Source organism: Archangium violaceum (assembly GCF_016859125.1).
Classification (GTDB): Bacteria; Myxococcota; Myxococcia; order Myxococcales; family Myxococcaceae; genus Archangium; species Archangium violaceum_A.
In genome coordinates this window covers 7,478,726-7,500,130 of sequence record NZ_CP069338.1, presented here as the reverse complement: position 1 = coordinate 7,500,130, position 21,405 = coordinate 7,478,726, and the positions used below count along the sequence as shown (strand labels likewise).

General features: G+C 66.2%; 14 protein-coding genes. 7 read left to right on the top strand and 7 right to left on the bottom strand.

The annotated features are described in order from the left end of the window. The first annotated feature begins 7 nt into the window (after positions 1-7). The 4 genes from JQX13_RS32130 to JQX13_RS32115 all read left to right on the top strand — a co-directional run bounded on the left by JQX13_RS32130 (position 8) and on the right by JQX13_RS32115 (position 6,988). Positions 8-2,752 carry a family 20 glycosylhydrolase gene (locus tag JQX13_RS32130; protein ID WP_203403292.1) on the top strand — a complete coding sequence of 915 codons (2,745 nt, stop codon included), beginning with the start codon at positions 8-10 and terminating at the stop codon, positions 2,750-2,752. A gap of 345 nt (positions 2,753-3,097) precedes the next feature. Next, a complete protein-coding gene (locus tag JQX13_RS32125; RefSeq protein WP_203403291.1) occupies positions 3,098-5,122 on the top strand; it encodes a glycosyl hydrolase family 18 protein in 2,025 nt (674 codons plus the stop codon). 73 nt (positions 5,123-5,195) lie between these two features. After that, on the top strand, positions 5,196-5,759 hold the full coding sequence (locus JQX13_RS32120) for an RNA polymerase sigma factor (protein ID WP_203403290.1): 564 nt from the start codon (positions 5,196-5,198) through the stop codon (positions 5,757-5,759). Between the two features lie 131 nt (positions 5,760-5,890). Beyond that, positions 5,891-6,988: a nucleoside hydrolase gene (locus tag JQX13_RS32115; protein ID WP_203403289.1), complete on the top strand. Its 1,098-nt coding sequence runs from the start codon at positions 5,891-5,893 to the stop codon at positions 6,986-6,988. Here the strand turns inward: JQX13_RS32115 and JQX13_RS32110 are convergent. Next, positions 6,924-7,322, bottom strand: coding sequence for an NUDIX domain-containing protein (locus JQX13_RS32110; RefSeq protein ID WP_203403288.1), 399 nt, complete (start codon positions 7,320-7,322; stop codon positions 6,924-6,926). The genes JQX13_RS32115 and JQX13_RS32110 overlap by 65 nt on opposite strands. A gap of 3 nt (positions 7,323-7,325) precedes the next feature. Beyond that, the gene (locus JQX13_RS32105; RefSeq protein ID WP_203403287.1) at positions 7,326-9,155 is read right to left on the bottom strand and encodes a trypsin-like peptidase domain-containing protein; all 1,830 of its coding nucleotides are present in this window, start codon (positions 9,153-9,155) and stop codon (positions 7,326-7,328) included. 165 nt (positions 9,156-9,320) lie between these two features. Between JQX13_RS32105 and JQX13_RS32100 the strand changes: the two genes are divergently transcribed. Both JQX13_RS32100 and JQX13_RS32095 read left to right on the top strand, forming a co-directional pair. Further along, positions 9,321-9,650 carry a hypothetical protein gene (locus JQX13_RS32100; RefSeq protein ID WP_203403286.1) on the top strand — a complete coding sequence of 110 codons (330 nt, stop codon included), beginning with the start codon at positions 9,321-9,323 and terminating at the stop codon, positions 9,648-9,650. Between the two features lie 172 nt (positions 9,651-9,822). After that, positions 9,823-11,988, top strand: coding sequence for a metallophosphoesterase family protein (locus JQX13_RS32095; RefSeq protein ID WP_203403285.1), 2,166 nt, complete (start codon positions 9,823-9,825; stop codon positions 11,986-11,988). 69 nt (positions 11,989-12,057) lie between these two features. On the opposite strand, the gene JQX13_RS32090 is transcribed toward JQX13_RS32095, so the two are convergent. Continuing rightward, the gene (locus JQX13_RS32090) at positions 12,058-13,431 is read right to left on the bottom strand and encodes an MATE family efflux transporter (protein ID WP_203403284.1); all 1,374 of its coding nucleotides are present in this window, start codon (positions 13,429-13,431) and stop codon (positions 12,058-12,060) included. Between the two features lie 160 nt (positions 13,432-13,591). Then, on the bottom strand, positions 13,592-14,341 hold the full coding sequence (locus JQX13_RS32085) for a hypothetical protein (protein WP_203403283.1): 750 nt from the start codon (positions 14,339-14,341) through the stop codon (positions 13,592-13,594). A gap of 437 nt (positions 14,342-14,778) precedes the next feature. On the opposite strand from JQX13_RS32085, the gene JQX13_RS32080 reads away from it, so the two are divergent. Continuing rightward, positions 14,779-16,425: a trypsin-like serine peptidase gene (locus JQX13_RS32080; RefSeq protein WP_203403282.1), complete on the top strand. Its 1,647-nt coding sequence runs from the start codon at positions 14,779-14,781 to the stop codon at positions 16,423-16,425. On the opposite strand, the gene JQX13_RS56540 is transcribed toward JQX13_RS32080, so the two are convergent. The 3 genes from JQX13_RS56540 to JQX13_RS32065 all read right to left on the bottom strand — a co-directional run bounded on the left by JQX13_RS56540 (position 16,415) and on the right by JQX13_RS32065 (position 21,396). Then, positions 16,415-16,930 (bottom strand): alpha/beta hydrolase family protein, encoded by a 516-nt coding sequence (locus JQX13_RS56540; RefSeq protein ID WP_430384222.1) that lies wholly within the window; start codon positions 16,928-16,930, stop codon positions 16,415-16,417. The two genes, JQX13_RS32080 and JQX13_RS56540, sit on opposite strands and share 11 nt — an antisense overlap. 124 nt (positions 16,931-17,054) lie before the next feature. Next, a complete protein-coding gene (locus JQX13_RS32070; RefSeq protein ID WP_203403281.1) occupies positions 17,055-17,807 on the bottom strand; it encodes a DJ-1/PfpI family protein in 753 nt (250 codons plus the stop codon). 646 nt (positions 17,808-18,453) lie between these two features. Continuing rightward, entirely contained in the window at positions 18,454-21,396 is a 2,943-nt protein-coding gene (locus JQX13_RS32065; protein ID WP_203403280.1) for a TolB family protein, read from the bottom strand. Positions 21,397-21,405 lie beyond the last annotated feature (9 nt).

Here is a 21,405-nt window from a genome sequence, read left to right as displayed (position 1 = left end):
AAAGACCATGAAGCGACTCCTCATCTCTCTTCCAGTCATGGCGGTCCTGGCCTCGGGATGCAACAAGGACCCGGAGCCGGACCCGGGCCAGCAGCCCCCTCCCGGCAACGGTCCCACCCAGAAGGTCCCGGCGGAGATCACGGTCCAATGGCAGCCCGTCGACAACACGGTGGGCAGCTGGAAGTTCTTCCGTTCCGAGTTCACCCTCGAGAACCATGGCCCCCAGGAGCTCGGCGGCAGCGGATGGAAGCTCTACTTCAGCTTCGTCCGCCGCATGCTGGACGAGGGCGAGGGCGACGAGACGGGAATTCAGGATCTCGCCTCGCAGGGCGTCAAGATTTCGAAGGGAGACAAGGCCGGCAGCGGCGACTATTACGTGCTCGAGCCCCTGCCCGGCTTCAAACCGATCGCTCCCGGTGAGAAGCGCACGATCAGCGTGCTGTCCCAGGACTGGGCGATCCTGAAGACGGACGCGCCGGCCGGCTTCCACATCACGTTCGAGGGAGACGGGTTCGACCCCAACGTGGCGTTCGCCGTGCTGTCCACGGTGAAGCTCGATGCGTCCGACCCGAAGCAGACCACGCGCTTCGAGGGTGACGTGATGCCGGTCCAGACGCCGGCGCTGCGCTACGGCGAGAACCCGTCCCGCCAGGACCTGGATCTCGCGGGCCGTCTCCTGCCGACCCCGCGCCGGGTCGAGGCCGGAGCGGGCCAGGTGACGCTCCGGAGCGGCGTCGTCATCGGCCATGCGGCGGCCCTGCAGAAGGAGGCCTCCTACCTGACGTCCGCGCTGAAGGACGTGCTCGCCGGCACGGTGTCGATGCAGGCGGCGACCGGAGGCGAGCAGATCCGTCTGAACATCGACGCCAACCTGGACGTCGACGAGGATGGGAAGCCCGATGCGGAGGGCTACGTCCTCGACGTGAAGGACGGCAAGGTGTCCATCACGGGCACGGACGCCGCGGGCGTGTTCTACGGCATCCAGACGCTCCGCCAGCTCGTGCCGGCGGACGCCTACGCCGCCGCGGTGAAGCCCGCCGACCGCCGCGCGGAGATCTCCATCCCGGAGGCGCACATCGCCGACAAGCCCGGCTTCACCTACCGCGGCATGGCGCTCGACGTGGGACGTCACTTCCAGTCCAAGGAGACGGTCAAGAAGCTGCTCGACGTGCTCGCGCACTTCAAGATCAACAAGTTCCACTTCCACCTGACCGATGACGAGGGCTGGCGCCTGGAGATCCCCGGCATCCCCGAGCTGACCAGCTACGGCTCGCGCCGCGGGTTCGACCTGTCCGAGAGCGAGATGCTCCACACGGGGCTGGGCTCCGCGAACGACCTCGACACCGGGGACCAGATCACCCTCAAGCCCGCCCGGCAGGGGACCGGCAACGCCAGGCCGGCCTACCAGGGCTTCGAGCCGGAGACGCTCAACTTCGTGGGAAAGGGGAGCGGGTACTATACGACCAAGGACTTCGAGGAGATCCTCGCCTACGCCACGGAGCGGCACATCGACGTGATTCCGGAGATCGACATGCCGGGTCACGCTCGCGCCGCCGTCCTGGCCATGGAGTACCGCTACCGCAAGTTCAAGGACTCGGATCCCACGAAGGCGGCCGAGTACCGCCTGCTCGATCCCGAGGACACGTCCAAGCACACGAGTGTCCAGATGTATACGGACAACTTCGTCAACCCCTGCATCGAGAGCACCTACACCTTCCTGAACAAGGTCATCCAGGAGGTCAAGGCCCGCTACGCCGCGGTGCCGGGCGCCAGGCTCGTGGCCATCCATGGCGGCGGTGACGAGCTGCCGTCGCTGAGCTCGAACGTGTGGTGGCAGGGTTCTCCGCAGTGCAAGCAGAACCCCACGACCCGCGACATGACGGACATCCAGCTCGCCAACCACTTCTTCACGCGTTGGAATCAGATCATCACCTCGACGGGCGCGGAGATGACGGGTTGGGATGACATCATCCACCATGGTCTGGACCTGGATGGCTTCATCCCCATGCCGTGGAGCAATGTGTGGGGCTGGGGCCGCGAGGACGACGCCTACAAGTTCGCCAACCAGGGCTACAAGGTCATCCTCTCCCACGCGACGAACCTCTACATGGACCTGGCCTACAACAAGGATCCGGATGAGCCGGGTTACTACTGGGCCAACTTCGTCGACGAGAAGAAGACCTTCGAGTACCGGCCGTTCGACATCTACGCCAACGCCACCGAGGATCGCATGGGCAACCCCATCGACCCCAAGGCGCTCGAGGACAAGGTGCGCCTCTCGGAGACGGGCAAGGCGAACATCCTCGGCATGCACGGCCTGCTCTGGGGTGAGAACGTGAAGACGCCCGAGGTGCTCGAGTACCTCGCCTTCCCGAAGATGCTCGGCGTCGCGGAGCGCGCGTGGAACCCGGAGCTGCCGCCGGTGGACCAGATGCCCGCGCTCTGGGCGCGCTTCACCAACACCCTGGGTCAGTATGCACTGCCGCGCCTGGGCGCCTACCGCGCCGTGGACATGCGCGACGAGCTCCCGGACAGCGTGGGGGTGAACTACCGCATTCCCCTGCCCGGCGCGCAGGTCACCGATGGCAAGCTGCACGCGAACGTGCGCTTCCCCGGCCTGGTCATCGAATACTCGACTGACGGAGGGGCGAGCTGGACGACGTATGCGGAACCCACGCCCGTTCAGGGCAAGGTCCTGCTCAGGGCCCGCGCCAGTGATGGACGCAGCAGCCGTACCGCCGAAGTGAACTGATTCCCTGTCACGGGGAAGGAAGACGCGCGCGTGAGTCATTCTGCTCACACGCGCGTCTTTGTTTTTGAAGATGTGTCTTTGTTTCGTACATGACTTCCCGCCTCGATGCTCATTCCTTCTCATGGACCCGCAATCCCAGCATCGGCGTGAAGACACGAAAAATCAACTCAAACAGACTTGACCAGCCTCCGCGTCCTTGCCATTCTCCAATGGCAATCCCGCAAGCCATTGACGTGGAAGAAGACACGAGCAGACTGCTCGAGGAATGACGCCGACAGGAATTTACTGAACGGTGGCTCCGAAAGTGGCGCCCAGAATCATTTCCTTACAATCGGGAGGTCGCGAATGCGCCGTAACAAATGGGCCGTAGGACTGGTCGTCTCCGCCCTATCCGTCGGGTGTGGGCAGGGAGCCATTTCGCCAGAAACGGAGGGCCCTGGAAGCGTGATGAGGGCACCGCTCGAGGCGGCATGGGCACCCAACGTGGCCTACGCCGTGGGAGCGCGAGTCTCCTATGCCGGTCGGATCTACGAGTGCCGCCAGGCGCATACCTCCCTGCCGGGATGGGAGCCGCCCAATGTCGCCGCCCTGTGGCTGGATCTGGGCACCTCCGGCGGAGGCGACACCACCGCCCCCACGGTGAACGTCACCGCCAACTCCACACAGTTCACCGCGGCCGGCACGTTGAACCTGACGGCCAACGCCACGGACAACGTTGGCGTGACGAAGGTGGAGATCTTCGAGAACAACACCCTGGTGGCCTCGAGCTCCTCCTATAGCCGTAGCTTTACCGGGGCCAGCCAGAACGGGACGTATACCTATACGGTGAGGGCCTACGACGCCGCGGGCAACGTGGGCACCAGGACGCTGACCGTCTCGGTGGCCATCCCCGGCACGGGCGACACCACCGCCCCCACGGTGAACGTGAGCGCCAACTCCACACAGTTCACCGCGGCCGGCACGTTGAACCTGACGGCCAGCGCCACGGACAACGTCGGCGTGACGAAGGTGGAGATCTTCGAGAACAGCACCCTGGTGACCTCGAGCTCTTCCTATAGCCGCAGCTTCAGCAGCTCGGCCCAGAACGGGACGTATACCTATACGGTGAAGGCCTACGACGCCGCGGGCAACGTGGGCACCAGGACGCTGACCGTCTCCGTGCAGATCGGAAGCCAGACGCCCGGCGGCAAGCGCATCGTCGCCTACTACACCGCCTGGAGCATCTACGCCCGCAAGTACTTCGTCTCCAACATCCCGGCCAGCAAGCTGACGCACATCAACTACGCCTTCGCCAACATCTCCGAGGATGGCAAGTGCATCCTGGGTGAGAACTACCCGGACATCGACGCGGGCGGCGGCTGGCCTGGCGAGTGGGACCCGGGGCAGCTGCGCGGCAACTTCCGCGCCCTCAAGGAGCTCAAGAAGACGCACCCCCACCTCAAGACCCTCATCTCCGTGGGCGGCTGGAGCTGGTCCAAGTACTTCTCGAAGGTGGCGGCCACCGCGGCGTCCCGCTCGGCCTTCGTGAAGTCCTGCGTGGACATGTACATCAAGGGCCAGTTCCCCGGCGTGGATCCGGTCAACGGCGTCGGCGTCTTCGACGGCATCGACATCGACTGGGAGTACCCCACCGGCGGCGGTCTGCCCGGCAACATCAGCAGCCCCGCGGACAAGGAGAACTACACGCTGCTGATGCAGGAGTTCCGCAATCAGCTCAACGCCGTCTCCGCGCAGACGGGCAAGCCGTACCTGCTCACCATCGCGACGGGCGCCTCGCCGGACCTGCTGGCCAACAAGCAGGAGACGAAGAAGCTGTCGCAGATCCTCGACTGGATCAACGTGATGTCCTACGACTATCACGGCGCCTTCGAGAGCTCGACGAACTTCCAGTCCGCGCTCTACCGCGTCACGGGCGACCCGGCGGCGAGCTCCGGCTTCTACACCGACGGGAGCATCGCCAAGATGCTCGAGCTGGGCGTCACGCCCGACAAGATCGTCGTGGGCGTGCCGTTCTACGGCCGCGGCTGGGGCAGCGTGCCCAACGTGAACAACGGCCTCTTCCAGAGCGGCGCCCCCACCATGGGCACCTGGGATAACGGGGAGTCCGGGCCCACGGGCGTGTTCGACTACAAGGACATCAAGCGCAACTACGAGAACGTCAACGGGTACACCAAGTACTTCCATCCGGAGGCCAGGGAAGCCTACGTGTACAACCCGAACACGAAGATCTGGATTGCCTATGACGATCCGCAGTCCATGAGCGCCAAGGCGGACTACGTCCTGAGCAAGGGATTGGGCGGCGTGATGGCCTGGGAGCTGAGCTCGGATGATGGATCGCTGCTGGACGCGCTGTATTCGAAACTGAAGTAGTGAACCTCTCCGGCCACGCGATGACCTCGCGTGGCCGGAGACCTGGTCAGCAACTCCCACCGCCATGCAAAGAATGACGATGATCCAGGAGCCGCGCCTCCGCGCTGCCATGGAAGGTCGGCGTGATGCGGCCGAAGCATTGATCGCTGAGCTTCTGCCAAGGGTTCGCAACCTGGTCCGGTACTCGGTCCACGGCGAGTCCGAAGTAGATGATATTACCCAGGAAGCCCTGGTCGCCATCCTGCGCGGGCTCCCCACCTATCGCGGAGAGGGGGCGTTCGCCTCCTGGGCCGACCGGGTCGTGGCGCGAGTGACCTTCGCCGCCGCGAGGCGCGCTCGCGCCGAACGATCCCAGCTGGACGTGGATGACGAGTTGGTCGAGCAGAACGCGCTACCCCCGAGCGCCACTCAGCCCGAAGACTGTCTTCTGCGACGCCAGCTCGAGAAGCTGATGGAGCAGCTCTCCGATGAGCAGCGGCGTGCCCTGCTCCTCCACCACGTGATGGGAATGAGTGTCCCGGAGATGGCTGAAGAACTGGAGGTCCCCTTCGAAACGGTCCGCAGCCGGCTCCGTCTGGCGAGAGCCCATCTCCGGGAATTGCTCTCCCGGGACGCCGGTCTGGAAAAGATGATGTAGTGAGAGGGGCCTCAACCCCTCCAACCCTCTCACTCCACGGGCCACCTGGCGCGAGCACTCCCGCTCGTCCTCGGTGGCCCGGCTCTTTTCCAGCGCCGTGGGAGTCCCCATGAGCGGGTAATCTCCCTGGCATGACGAACTCTCGACGTCCCTCTCCGTGGAGCGCCCTGCTGCTATGCCTCACACTGGCCGCATGCCGGCCGCCCGAGACGACGCCTGACCGGCGTACCCCCGTGGTGATCGACACCGACATGGGCTCGGATGACGCCATGGCCATCCTGTTCCTGCTGCGCCGGCCCGACGTGGAGGTGAAGGCCCTCACCGTCACCGGCGCGGGGCTGGCGCATTGTGAGCAGGGCGTGCGCAACGCGCTGCGGTTGCTGGCGCTCGCGAATCACGCGGACATTCCCGTGGCCTGTGGCCGGGAAACACCCCTCCGAGGCACCCATGCCTTCCCGGAGCCCTGGCGCGAGCAGGCGGACACCCTCAACGGCATCCCACTCCCCGAGCCACGCACCTCCGCCTCCGGCTCGACGGCCGTGCAGGTGCTGACCTCCGTCCTGGAGGGCTCCCAACGGAAGGTGACGGTGCTCGCCCTGGGCAACCTCACCAACGTGGCGGAGGCGCTCCAGGCGAAGCCCTCGCTCGCCGAGCGCGTGGAGCGGCTCTACCTGATGGGCGGAGCCGTCACGGTGCCCGGCAACATCGGTGACAGCCCGGGCGTCAACCCGCCCAATCCCCATGGCGAGTGGAACATCTACGTGGACCCCTACGCGGCGGCGCGGGTCTTCGAGGCCATCCCGGTGACGCTGGTTCCGCTCGATGCGACCAACCACGTCCAGGTGACCGAGGCGTTCATCCAGCGGCTCGACGCGGATCGCCAGACACCCGAGGCGGAGTTCGTCTACCGGCTCCTGTCCAGCGACATGGATTACGTCCGCGGTGGCACGTTCTTCTTCTGGGATCCGCTCGCGGCGGCGGCCCTCGCCGTGGAGGGGATCGTCACCTTCGAGCAGAAGACGGTGCGGGTCATCGAGGAGGAAGGCGCGGACAGCGGGCGGACGCAGGAGTCGGAGACCGGGCATCCGGTGTGGGTCGGCGTGTCGGCGGATCGCCAGAAGTTCGAAGCGGCCTTCCTCGACACGCTCAACGGCCGGGTGCACCTCACAGCCGCGCCAACGCCGTCCGGGTCGACAGGGTCAGTGGCTGCGGCAGGGAATCCAACGTGAACCAGCCCACGGCGGACAGGGCCGCCGGTTCACGGTTGCTCGGCTCGCCCCTGACGATGTCGGCCCGGTAGACCGGCGCCACCCAATGGGTGCCGGCGGCCCGGTCGATCTGATCGACGATGCAGAGCAGCTCGTCGATCACGATCTCCACGCCCAGCTCCTCGGCGATCTCCCGAATCACGGCGGCTTCCACCGTCTCGCCGAAATCGACCTTGCCGCCGGGCAGACCCCAATGATCCGCCTCGGGCATGCGTCGGCGCCGCACCAGCAACAGCCGGCGGCGCTCCCCGTCCAGGATGAAGGCTCCCACGCCAATGCGAGGTTGAGCGTCCATGTCCTACTGCCTCCACTCGCGAGGGACCCCCGCGTTCGATGCCTTGCGCTCCAGGTCCGCCAGCCGCTCCCGCGCCCGCTTCAATCGCCGATCGATGTCGTCCAGCGTACTCCGCACGTTGTGCCCCACCGCGTCCTCCTGAGCGTACCTCCGCCGCTCCGCCTCCAGCCGGAGGATGTCGTTCTGCGCCCCCTGGAACGCCGAGCGCCACGACTGCTCCGCCTGCCGATCGTACGCGCTCCCGCCCGCGGGCTCGTTGTTCAGTGAGCGCAGCCCCCTCCCGCTGAAGAAGCGACGCTCCGCCTCCCGGGCCTTCCACACCTCCCGCGCCTTCTCCACCTGCTCCAGCTTCAGCTTCGTGCGCGAGACCTCCGGGCTCCCCTTGACCACCGTCAGCCAGCCCTGCCCCGTCCCCGTCCGCGGGCACGACTCCACCGGCAGCCTCGCCGCCCCCACGTACAGGTGCTCCGTCAGCCCCTTCGACGCCAGCCACCTCAGCCGCCGGGTGTTGTCCTCGTCCTTCGCCGCGTCCATCAGCGGTTTCCACCGCTCGAACGACACCTCCATCGCGCACGTACCCGCATCGGATTGAAGCTCGAAGCGGTGGTTCATCCGCGAGGGCGCCTGCGGAAAGCGCTCCGCCAGGAACACCACCAGCCCCACGCTGGTGCTCTCCTCCAGGCCCAGGAGCGCCGGGGTGTAGGGCTCCAGCCGGAACTGCCGCAGACCTCGCTCCTCCTCCTGCGCCACCTTCTCCTGGAGCGCCGCCCACCGCTGCTCGGACTCGGGCGTCGCCGGCACGGACACCATCTTCTCCGCGTACTGGATGGGCAGAGCCAGCCCGATGCCTTCCGCGTTGGTCACCTTGAGGGAGACCACGCCCACCACCTCGCCGCGCCCGTTGATCAACGGGCCACCGCTGTTGCCAGGGTTGACGGAGGCGTCGAACTGCACGTAGCCCACGCCCAGGTACTCCCGGCCCAGGTGGCTCACCTTGCCCTCGTGCACCGTGAAGGACAGGCCCTTGGGACTGCCGATGAACACCAGCCGGTCTCCCGGCGACAGCTCCGTGGCATCACCCAGGGGCAGCGGCTCGGCTCGCGCGCCCGACACCCGCACCGTCGCCAGGTCCAGGTCCTCGTCGCGCTCCAACGTCTGGCCCAGCACCCGCCGCCCGTCCGACAGCGTCACCTCCATCACCGTGCCCACCGGACACGCCACGTGCGCGTTCGTCAGCACCAGCTCCTCGCCCACGAAGAAGCCCGCCCCCGTGGACCCCTCGCACCGCAGGCTCACCGTGCTCGGCAGCGAGAGCCGTGAGATCTCCTGGGTGGTGAGCATCTTCGGCGGCGCCTCGGCCTCCGTGCCGGCATCGGGGACGGCGGTGGCCTCGACGGTGGCGGCGGGCGTCTCGGGCACCGGTGCCTTCCGTGTGGCCATGACCGCCCCCACCCCGACTCCGATCAGCGCCGCGCCCCCGATCACCGCCGGAACCCAGCCCGGCATCCCCCCGGTGCTCTTCGAGGGCCGCAGCTCCGCGGTGGCGCCCTGCGTGGCCAGCGCCTCCACGACCCGCTGCGCGAAGACCCGGGACACCCCGCGCACCACCCGCCCATCCGCCCGCTCCAACTCCTTGCGCAGCTCGGCGAAGGGTGGAACCGGCGGGCCCAGCGGAGCCAGCGCCCGCGCCAGCTGGAAGCTCCTGCGCTCCTCGGGGTTCCGCTCCTTCAGCACCACGTCGACGAGCAGGCTCGCCCCACAGCGGCACCGGACCCCTTCCCCATCCTCCGGCCGTCCACACCGCAGGCATCGCACTTCCATCGACTGGCTCATGGCGCCCCCTCTTCACACAGGCAGCCCCCACCTAGCACTCCGCCCCTCCCAGAGGAAGACACACGCGGTGAGCCCATCGCCCGCGGCGATCCCAGAAATGAGATACGGCAATCCCAGGGATGGAAAAAAGGCGCGCCACCGGGGGAGAACCGGCGACGAGCCCGAGTGAGCCGGCAGCGCCGCCAGGACCTGCGCAACCCGCGGCGCCTCGACCTCTCGCTGCCCCAGTTCCATGTCTCACCGCGCGGCGGTACCGAGGGAAGCATCGAGCGCAAGACGAAGGTCCGCCGCAACGTGGTGCTCTTCACCCCTCACTACCTCGTGGCGCCCTGGGTGCTGGCGAGCACCGATCTCATCGCCGCGCTGCCGGAGCGGGTGGCACGCCGCTTCGCCGAGGCCTTCCCGCTCACCCTGGTGCCGGTGGAGATTCCCCACGAACCACTGCGCGTGCAGCAGCTCTGGCACCCGCATCGGCAGCAGGACCCCTCGCACTGATGGCTCCGTGAGCAGGCACTCGCCGCCGCGAGAGCGTCACCCGCGGGCTCGTGAACCAGCGACATGCGAGTCACAGATATGTGACCGATATGTAATAAAGAGACCATTCCCCCGATGCAATAACGTGATGTGCCTTGTCGTTTTTGACCAATCACTTTCACGGGGTTCAGACATGGGTATCAAGATGCGATTGCGCCCGACGCATGCTGGCGCGGCGCTGTTGGCGGCACTGTTGTCCTCCTGCGATGACGAGCGCCCCCTTCCGGAGCCGGAAACGCCGAAGCCGGAAGCTCCCGCGGCCATGCCCGCCGTCGCATTCATGACGGATGTCCACTTCGAAAACGTCTATGGCGATTTCAAGAGCGCGCGGTTCGCTGGCATTCCGACCCGGGATGGCAGGAACGCGACCATCCGTACCATGTATGCGCAGCTGACCTCGACCCGCCTGTTCAACGAGAACTACTTCGCCTTCCGCGCCGCACTGGATGACGCGTACGCGAAGGGCGTGCGGCTGGTGGCGCTCCCTGGCGACTTCTCCGACGATGCCCAGCCGATCAACATCAACGGCATCGCCGACATCCTGAATGAGTACCAGGCCAAGGGCATGCGCTTCTTCATCGCGCCCGGCAACCACGATCCCAACGAGCCGTACGACGACGACGAGGCAGGCAAGAACGATTTCCTGACCGCGGACGGCAAGGAACAGAAGGTGTACGCCACCGGCAACGCCGCCTGCAAGGCCAATGACCCGAGCGTGGTCTGCACCAATGAACTGATGGAGCAGGGCTACGAGAAGCTGCTCGGCAAGCTGGGCGATTTCGGCTTCATGCCGAACAAGGCGGACCTGCACTGGGAAACGCCCTTCAGCCAATACAGCAACGGCCAGTACAGCCATGAAGAGGCCGTGGCCCAGGGCGAGCTGAAGAATCGCCAGTTCGAGATCTGCGCCGAGGGCGAGGGTGGCCGCTACAAGGCGGCTGGCGAAGCCGCGCTGGGCAGGCCCTACACCCGGTGCACCCACATCATCGATTCCAGCTACCTGGTGGAGCCAGTGAAGGACCTCTGGCTGCTGTCGATCGACGCCAACGTCTTCGTCCCCAACAGCAAGTTCGACCCCGCCAACCCGACATCCTTCAAGGGGTTCGATGGCGCCGGTAACGCGGGCTGGAACAAGGTATTGACGCACAAGAAGCACCTGCTGGATTGGATCAAGTCGGTGACCGAGCGGGCCAGGGCGCAGGGCAAGCAGCTGATGGCCTTCTCGCACTACCCGACCATGGACTTCTACGCCAACCAGACCCAGGCGATGAAGGCGGTGTTCAAGCCGGGCGCCTTCCAGACCGCCCGTGTACCGGAAGCGGCAACCACGGCGGCGCTGGCCGCCACCGGTCTGCGGCTGCACATCGGCGGCCACATGCACTTCAACGGCACCAACGACTACCAGGACGAGGCCGGCAATTTCCTCGTCAACGTCCAGTCGCCGTCGCTGGCCGTGTATGGCGCGTCCTACAAGATCGTCACCTACAAGGACCCGGACACCGTCGATGTGCAGACCATCGGCTTGAGTTCGGTGCCTCGCTTTGACGAGCTGTTCCCGCTGTACCAGACCGAGTACGACTACCTCCAGGCCAGCACCGCCAGCGGCGACGTGGCCAAGCGCTGGAACCGCGCCATCCTGGACACGAAGTCCTACGGCGAGTTCACGCGCTACTATTTTGGCGAATTGTCGCGCCTGCGCTTCATGGACGAATACTGGCCCTGCGAGATGAAGGAAGCGGCGATGTCCCTGGACGGGAAGCAGATGCTGATCCTGTCGCAGCTGCGGACCCAGGTCACCCTGGCGCAGCTGAAGGACGTGCCAGGCATCGTGCCGATCAGCGCGACCTGCACGGCCAAGGGCACGGCCACCGGAACGGCTGTGGCGGCCAGTCAGCTGAGCGCCGATTGGGCCGAGGCAACCGCCAAGGCCGAGAAGCTCGCCAGCGCCGCGGGCCTGAAGCTGGACGACTTCGCCAAGATCACGGCCTATGAGTTCTACGGGGACTTCCACCGCACCGTGTACGCGGGCGAACTGGCGCTGCGCGACATGGGCGCCGAGCGTGTGCGCCAGTACAAGGTGCTGATGGGCGCGTTCCCGGCCAGCCCGGCGGAGATTCTCGAGATTGGCGACAAGCCCTCGGATCAGAACGCCGTCCACGTGCCGTTCCAGAACCAGTTCAAGCAGGTGTTCGCGATCTTCAAGGGACTCGGTTCGGCCAAGCCGAGCGATCACTTCACGATCGACTTCAAGGGCAAGAAGGTCAGCAACGCCAATGACAGCGCGCTGAGCTTCAATTAATCCCCTTCACTGACAACTGCGGCCATTTCCCCTCTCCCTACGGGAGAGGGAGCAGGCTTTGGAGTCGCCTCAGCCCCCGAGCGCCACCGTGGAGGTCTGCTCCCGCGGACCGACGAGCGAGTGCTTCTCCCAGGCCCGGCTCTTCCAGCGGTACCAGAAGACGAGACCGCGCGTCCACTCGTCCGCCGCGATCGCGAGCCAGATACCGGGCAGTCCCAGCTGGAGCTTGAAGACGAGCAGATAGCCCAGCGGCAGGCTCATACAGACCATGGAGAAGAAGGCCATGTAGACGGTGAACTGCGCATCCCCCGAGGCACGCAGGGCGTTCACCAGGACGAGGTTGAAGGACCGTCCGGACTCCAGCAGCAGGCTCAACAAGATGACCCGTGACGTCAACAGCAGGATATCTCCATTGGCCGTGAACAGGCCGACCAGTGGCTGGCGCACCAGGATGACGATCACGTCCACCAGGACGGTGATCGCCACGGCCCACGTCAAGCTCGCCAGGGCCCGCCGGTAGGCCTCGTCCGGCTGGCGTGCTCCCACCATCCGCCCCACCAGGATCGCCGTCCCCATCCCGATCGCCAGGCTGCACAGGAAGACATACTGGGAGATCGCCATCGCGTACTGCCGGGATGCCAGCGCCGTGGGCCCCAGGAACGTGACGTAGTACAGAAACACCGTCTGGCAGGAGTGATAGGTGACCTGCTCGATGGCAGCGGGGACGCCCACCTTCAGAAGCTTGCGGATGTACTCCCCGGAGAACGTCACGTAGTCACGCGGCACCATCCGCACGTCCATCACCCGGTAGAGCATCCACACGAAGACGACGAGCGCGGTGGCCCGGCTCACCCCCGTGGACACCGCCGCCCCCGTCACCCCCAGCGCCGGCAACCCGAAGTGGCCGAAGATCAGGGCGTAGTTGCACAGCACATGGAGCACGTTCATGCCCAGCGACACGAACATGGATTGCCGCGTGAAGCCGTAGGTGCGGATGAGGGCGGCGACGACGTTGATGAGGGCCTGCAGGAAGATGAACCCGCCCGCGATCCGCATGTACGCCCGCGCGTGGGCCAATACCTGGCCCTCCAGGTTCATGTGGCTCAAGATGAAGTCGCCGAGCAACAGCAGCGTCACGCTCACCACGAGCCCGAGCAGAAGGTTCAGCGTGATGGCCAGGGCGGAGATCCGGGCGGCCTCGGCGCTCCTGCGCGCCCCGAGGTACTGCGCCACGACGATGGAGGCGCCGTGGCTGATGACATTCATGATGAGGATGCACAGGGAAATGTACTGATTGACCACTCCGACCGCGGAGACGGCCTCGTCCGACACGCCGCTGAGCATGAGCGTGTCCGACGTGCCCATCAGCATGAACAACAACAGCTCCAGGAAGATGGGCCAGGTCAGCCGGAACAGTCCCAGGGAGGGTCGCGGTACGTCCATGGCGCCCGGATGTCGCATGTACCGGGCGGGCTGTCGAGCGTCGCGAATCCCTTCTCCGAGGACCGGGTGCGAACAGCCGACGTCATCACTCCGTTCACCTCAGTCACCGCGCGACGCGAGCGCCCCGGCCCTCCATGACGGAGGGCCAGGAGGTGCCGCGTCAGCGGGACTCGGAGCCGCCGTCAGCGTCCACGCTGGTGCCAGGGGGGCGCGGCACCGCGACGGGCAGAAGGCACTGGCCCTGCCAGGCCACCGTCTGCTGTGGGCATGGGCGTTGGGTGACGGAGAGCCAGCAAACACCGGACACCTCCACCTCGAGCCCCGCAGTACAGGGGGCCCGCTTCTGGTTGCGCACCGGCTTCGGAGCATCCCCGGGCCGAACCGGCACGGGGTCCACGTTGACGTCCGTGGCCCAGGCTTCCCTCGTGTCATCCAGCACCTGTTGCTCGGTGACGGCGGCCAACGTCGTCGGCAGGAGGGCCAGTGCGAGCACGGCGACGGCCGCCAACACTCCTCCCAGGCGCCGCCGGGGGCGAGGCTCGTCCGAGTCGGAGAACCCGAGGGCCATGCGCCTCACCCCCTCGCGCAGTTCCTCGAACAGGAACACCAGCGCCTCCACGGAATGCTTATCGGGGGCCACGGACCAGGGGGAATGCTCCACCTCCAGGGCCAGGTAGCTGGGGGAGGCCGAGGACATGCAGCGCACCCGCCAGTCCCTCACCGGCACCGCGTCTTCCTCGTCCCCGGTGGGGAGCTCGAGCACCAGGGCCGTCGCCCCACTCGTCTCGTTCGTGGCCCGGTAGAGCGTCCCGTGGTCGAACTCATCCTGAGGCACCTGCTCGTGGAGCTGGTACGGCCCCAACTTCTTGGAGTCCTCCCAGCCCGGCTCGGACTTCTTCTCCTCCTCCATGCGTGCTCCTCGCTGGCCTCACCACTCATTCGAGGCCCGACGCGCCTGTTTGCACCGGATCCGAAGCCCACTCCAGGAGGTGCACGGTGGCGCGACGGAGTCCTACTACCCAGGGCGTCCACCCTCCGGCACTCCTACGGGCGTGACCAGTATTACAACCATGGAGGCAGCCAACTCGACCTGGCCTGGAGCGCGTTCCTCGAGCCGCTCCCCGCCAACGCGGTCGCGCCTCCGGGCTGGTGATTCCGCCGACGCGTTCGGCAGAATGCATGTCCTTCCCTTGCCGCGGGACCACCTCAGGGTCGAGCAATGGCGCGCGAAGTCGCGCTAATCGTTCAATTCCTCTTACGAATATGGATTTTCTGGGGTATTAATCTTTCTCTTGCCTGCCATGGCAGGTTTTCTTGCCCCCCGAAAAAACAAGAAAGATATCCCCCATGAAACATTTCAAGCACGAGTTCCAGGTGCGCCCCTTCGTGGGCGCGGTGATGTGTACGCTCACGCTCGCGGCGGGCTGCGGCCCGGCGCAGGAGCTGGAAGCGGAGCAGGGCGCGCTCGGAGAGAAGAAGAGCACGGCGGTCTATGGCACGGACGACCGGCTGGACGTCTACGCCCACCCGGATGCCACGCTGCGCGCGCGGGCGCAGCAGTCCACCGTGGCGCTGATGCATACCCCTCTCATCGACGCGACGGACCCCAACCACGTCGTCTTCACCGGCCAGACGCTGGGCGAAGCACGCAACCTCTGCACCACCGAGCGCTTCCGGGATGACCCGCGGGCGGCCTTCTGCACCGGCACGCTCATCGACGATGACCTGGTGCTCACCGCAGCCCACTGTGTCCCCAACCCCGAGGAGTGCGCCAACACCCGCTTCGTCTTCAACTTCTACCGGACCGCGGAGGGCGAGCTGCAGCAGGTCACCACGCAGGACATCTTCCGCTGCACCTCCATCGTGGCGCATGAGCTGGGCTGGTCGAGCCAGGGGAACATGGACTACTCCATCCTGCGCCTGGACCGGCCGGCCACGCCGCGCTTCACCCCGGCACCGGTCCGCAAGGGCAACACCCCGCTGGCCGTCGGGCAGAAGCTGGCCGTCATCGGCAGCAGCAGCGCCATCCCCTTCAAGATCGACTCCGGTGGCACGGTGCGTGACCCGCGCGCGGACTGGCTGGACTTCCTGGTGTCCACCACGGACACCTTCGCGGGCAACTCGGGCTCGGCCGTGTACGAGACGACCAACTACACGGTGGCGAGCATCGTCGTGCGCGGTGACGCGGACTATGTCGCCAACGGCAGCTGCAACGTCGTGAACACGTGCTCCGAGACGGGCTGCGTCGGCGAGCAGAGCACCTACGTCTACAACGCCATCCGCACCTTGTGCGCCGCGACCAACAACGCCAGCCCGCGGCTGTGCGCCGACATGCCGCCGCCCCCGGCCCGCCCGGCCACCTCGTTCACCTACTTCACGGGCGATACCAACAATGCCCAGCAGAACACGACGGACAAGGTGATCAGTCTCTCCGCGGGCGACGTGGTGGAAGTGGGCACCTGCAACCTGGAGGGCGCCTTCGCCACCGGTAACACCTCGCTGCGTCTCATCGACGCGCAGGGCACCGAGATCGCCGCCAACTCGTGTTATATCAAGCACAGGGTGGGGGCCTCCGGCGACTACGCCATTCGCGCCGGCTGCTCCAGCAACGCGACCTGCGGTGGCGCCGTGGTGTGGAAGGTGACCCCGAACGCCAACCTCGTCCGGGGCACGTTCTCTTTCAACCTCACCAATACCAGCAGCGGCACGCGCAACACCGCCAACCAGAACGTGACGCTGTCGTATGGCCAGGTCCTCGAGGTGGGCACCTGCGGCCTGGAGGGCGCCTCTGGCGTCGGTGACACCATCGTGCGGGTGCACGGCTCGTCGGGCCAGGTGGAGGCCGAGAACGACGACGCCTTCGGCACCTGCGGAAGCCTCTCGCACGTCATCCACCACGTGAACGTCTTGGGCGAGAACATGCCGTATCAAATCCGTGTCGGCTGCTTCCGCAACGAGAGCTGCAGCGGGACGGCCTCCTACGTCATCTACTGATGAAGTGAGGACGCGGTGCTCGCCTCCGATGAGGACGTCGGGGGCGAGCCACTCTCCACTCACCCTGCCTCCTGGGGCAGCTCAGCGGACGGAGACCTCGAGGTTGGCGGCCTCGAGCCGCTGCCTCAAGTGAGATGGCGCGAGCCTGGCCATTCAGTGGGAGTTCTATCGGCATGGCTGGGCCCGCGAGCATGATCACCGCGTGTACCGGAAGGTTCGGAGCCGCCGTGGCGGCGACGAGACCGCCCTCGCTATGTCCGCAGAAGCAGATCCGGTTCTGGTCGATGCCGGTTGTCAATGCGAGCGCCCGGAAGGCCGCCGTGGCATCGGCGACGCTGTCGGAGAACGTCGTCCTATCTGCGTTGCCGGAGGAGCCCACCGAGCCCCGAGTGTCGTAGCGCTGCACCGCGTAGCCGTGGCGGGCGAAGAAACTGGCAAGGATTCTGAATGGTTTATGACCACAGACCGTTTCATCCCGATCATTCGCGCCTGAGCCTGAGAGCAGGATGATGGCGGGCAGAGGCCCTGTTCCGGGAGCACGGGACAGGTACCAGCGAGGCGTATGTCCTCGCTGTCGAAGAAGAAGTCCTTCTCGAGAATGGGATCGATCATGCGCTCGAGTACATCATTCAGGGCGCTTCTCGGATGGCTTTCAAGAGATCGAGGACTTCCTGTGAGGCCCTACTGGGATGTCCGGAGTCGAAGGGTGGTTGGGGATCATATTGGACGGCCAGCTGCACTGCCTGGGCCATCGTTTCGCCGGACAGGAGTCCGATCAGGTAGAGAGACATGTCCATGCCCGCGGAGACTCCCGCGCTGGTGATCACCTTTCCGTCCTGGACGTAGCGGCTGTCCTGGTACGAGGCGCCATGGTCCGCCAAGCGTGACTGGAGCTCCCAATGGGTCGTGGCCTTCTTCCCCTCCAGGAGTCCCGCCTCGCCCAGGATCAGCGCGCCTGTACAAACAGAGGTCGTATAACGGCTGGTCTGATGAGCCGTTTTGATCCAGTTCAGGATCACCGGGTCCTTCCTGGCGGCTGCAACGCCCGTTCCTCCTCCCGGAATCACCAGGACATCCGGGTGCTCGAACGCCTCGAGCGTGGAGGTTGGATCCAAGGCGACGAGGGGGTTGCTCGAGGGGACACGGTCCAGTGTCTTGGCGACGAGGCTGACATCGAACTCCGGGTTGTAGGAGTACAACTCCAGCGGACCCACGACATCCAGGGGATCGAACCCTGGGAACAACAGAATCGCGACGGAGATCTTCTGGTTCCGCTCAGCGGAGTGGGCACACGCCACCGGGACAGCCAGGAGCGTGGCGATGACAGCGAGACCGAGTCGAGCCCAGGGGGCGAGTCGTGATGAGAGAAGGGGAGGGTTCATGGTTCGAGCACTTTGCGGCAAGTGCATGTCCATGAACCTGTGGCGAATTGTCGCGCGACATCTGGTTGCAGCGACGAGAAGACCTGGCGACGCAGGCCTTATCCTGGCAGACGCCAGAGACGCAGGGTCAGGCTCATCCCAACGGCTGGAGAAGTCAGCGGGGGCATCGCGCTGAGATAGCCGCGCTCCAATGCTACCACGTACCCCGCAGCGTGCCGCCGCTCCATCTTCCCGGTCAGCCACAAGCCCAGCGTGACCGCCGGGTGATTCGAGGAGCGGAGGCGCCGCCTATGCGTCGGCCGTCTACTGCTGGCCCAGTAGCTCCCCCAACCGCTCCCGTTGCGTGCGCACCCGCTGCTCCAGCACCACCTCTCCACCCTCGCCCAGAATGCACACCTGGCTGTCCCGCTTGTGCACGTCGATGCCGATGTTCTGCGGTCACGTCCGCGCCGCCGCCAAACAGCTCATCCAACCAACGAGCATAGTCATCAGGGCTCTCGATGGGGCGCGTGTAGACACTTCGCCCATGATCGGTGAAGCCGTCGACGGCGTAGACCCTGAACTCCCGGGAGAGTGCCTCGATGTTCGACATCCACTGCAAGGAATTGCCACTCACACCGTGCGCAGTGAAGAGTGACACCCGCGGTCAGTCGAAACTCAGCCCGAACGTGTGCAACGGCTTCAGCCCGTCATCGAACCGGTGAGCGAACTGGTAGTAGAGGCTGACCGGGAAGTATCCGCCGACATTGAGGCGGAAGAACGCGGCCCCGCCGGCAACGCGGTGCCAGTGTCTCCCGGCGTTGTCGACCGCCAGGGCCGCCTGGGCGAAGCCTTCCAGGTCCAGCTCACGGAAGTGCACCGACGGAAGGATGTATGCCAGCGAGGCCCAGCCCTGGTCGATGATCAGCGGCAACCTGTAGCGCACGCCACCGACTGCCGCGTGATTGACGAACAGGGGGAAGTCTTCGTAGCCGCGAAGCTGCTCCACGAAGGCCGCACCCGATGGAAGGAAGATGTCCCGAGGCGTCTGCGGCGGGGCGGCCCCGATGTTGTACAGGCTCATCCCCCGGGAAAACCCTCCGAGCTGAAGGATTTCCTGGCTCGAACCCGGCATGGCACGTGCCGCCACCGTGAGCTCCAACTCATCGCGCCGCAAGAGGGGGAGCGGCAGGTAGACGGTCATCGCCCCGCGCAGATCGAACAGCCCCTCCGTGCTCACCTGGGAGGGGAACGCCGCACCGGACAGGGAGAGGATGAGCCCGCGGCGATTCACATACATGGTGGAATCCACTGCCGTATAGCCCACGGAGAGCCGGGGCCCGGCCAGACGCACGTGCCGGAAGGATTCACTCTCCGTCGCCTCGAGCGTCCGGTCGAGGAACTCCCCCGCGAGCTGCATGTCGATGGAGTTCCACCAGGTCCTCGAAGCGGCGATGCGCGCCGTCCAGTCGAGCAGGCGGCCATCGGTGATCCGGCCGCCGCTCACGTCCAGGTACCACGGCGCGAGCTGGTAGTTGCCATAGCTCAGCGACAGGTTCGTCCGCGTGTTCTCCGAGTCGAAGGTGAACTGGGCGAGGTAGTTGTGGATCCCGAGCCGGTCAGCCCCCTGAAGCCGCGCCATGCCAACGAGGCGGTTCCACCGCACGGAGCCATCCGGTGCCTGCGTGTTCCACAGGCCAAGGAGGGGCAGGTGCATCGTCGGCCGGAACAGCCCGTCCAGCGGCCAGTACGGCTCATCGGAGAGGACCTCCACCTCGGGAGTCGTGTCGCTCGGGGGGGCGCCAGTCGCGCCGAGCACCAGGGACAGCACCGCGGCGTGGATGCCTCCCGGGCCCGAGGCCGTCGGGGGCGGAGGCGGGGGCGTGGAGGTAGGCAGGGCAATCTCGTCCAGCGACCAGCTCAGGCCCTCCCGGTTCAGGAGGAGCACGCGCGACCCGTCGACCGGAGAGGGATCCAGCGCGATCCAGGGCGCATCGCTGAGCCGCTGGATGTGCCGGTTCTCGAGATCGAGCAGATGGACCTGGGAGAGCTCCTCGTGCTCGCGCATGAACACCAGCCGGCGCTCATCCACCCAGCGTGCCCCGAAGTTGAAGCGGCCGTCGGAGGTGACCTGCTCGAGCGCGCCGTCGGGTCCTCGGACGAAGAGATCGAAGCTGCGCCCCGTCCAACGGGAGAAGGAGATGCGGTCGCCCGTGGGCGAATACGCCGGCGTCGCGAGCGACTCCGTCCCGGTGAAGCCCGTCAGGGATGTACGCACCCCGGTCGCGAGATCCATCTTCACGAGGTTGGAGGTATCTCCCTTCACCTCGACATAGACGTACGACGAGCCGTCCGGGTGGACCGCGCCACCGACGCCCTCGAGCCCGTCCCAGACCTGGACCACCTCCCCGGTCCTGGCGTCCACCTTCCAGAGCCGGGCGGTGAAGTCCCCCAGCTCGGAGTAGTCGGCGCTGACGAAGAACAACCAGCGGCCATCGGCGGTGAAGGTCATTCCGCTCACCCCCGAGGGCCCGGCGACGATCCATCGGCGCCCCGGAAGGACGGGCATCAGGGTCCGCTCGAATCGGACCGCCCCCGACCGCTCCCGGATGCGCAGGGTGGCCGGCGCGTCCAGATCGGAGCGGATGATCGCCACCGCGCCATCCGCGGGCGACACGGCGATCCGGGCTTCATTTCCGAGCGAGGCCTCCAGGACGCGCTGCTCCGCGGGGCGCGTGCGCGGGTGGAAGGTTTCGGCGAGCTCCTGGTTGTACTCCTCGAGGAGCCCTTCGATGGTCTTGCCGTACACCTTCGAGAACCGCAGCGTTACCCCGAAGGGGGAGAAGATGGAGTGGCCCTGGACGTCGATCAACTCCCAGAGCTTCTCCTCGCCGTACTTCCGGGCGAGGAAGTCGACGAAGTAGCTCCCGGCGAGGTAGGGCCCGTTGGGGACGTCGCGGGCCCCGAGCAGGTCTCCGGCGCTGATGCGGCCGCCACGATGCTGCAGGAAGGAGCGGTACCACCCGCGCCACATCGGGCTGTTCGGACGCCCCAGTCCCTCCGCGAAGGTGGCTTCGTACCAGGTGGCAAGGCCCTCGCTGAACCAGTTGTCCAGCACGGAGTTGGGCGACCAGATGTTGCCGGCGACGGTGTTGACCGCGCTCCACAATCCATCGGTCTGCTGCAGGTGTACATAGTGAACCGCCTCGTGGCAGGCCATGGCCTCCATGTGCGCCACGGGGACGCCGAGAAACATGATCTGCTCCGCATTCACGGAGGCGCCCAGCACCATGTGCTCGAACAACCCGAGCGCGGCCGATATCACGTACGCGTTGTTGAGCACGGCGGTGGTCAGGTAGACCACCGGTTTGGCTCTCGTGGACTTGCTCCGGGCATGCGCCTGCAGTGGCTTCAGGCACCGCTCCAGCTTTGCCACGAGCCGGTAGGCGTTCTCCTTCTGGTTCGCCACGTAATAGACGTCGAGGTTCGGGGTCTCCAGCTTGCGAACGTCCTCGCGTGCGAAGCGGGTCGTCACGGGCTGCTGGAATCTGGGTCCGGCGCAGCCGAACGCGCCGAGTATCAGGAGACTGAAGAGAAGCAATCGGTTCATGGGGATTTG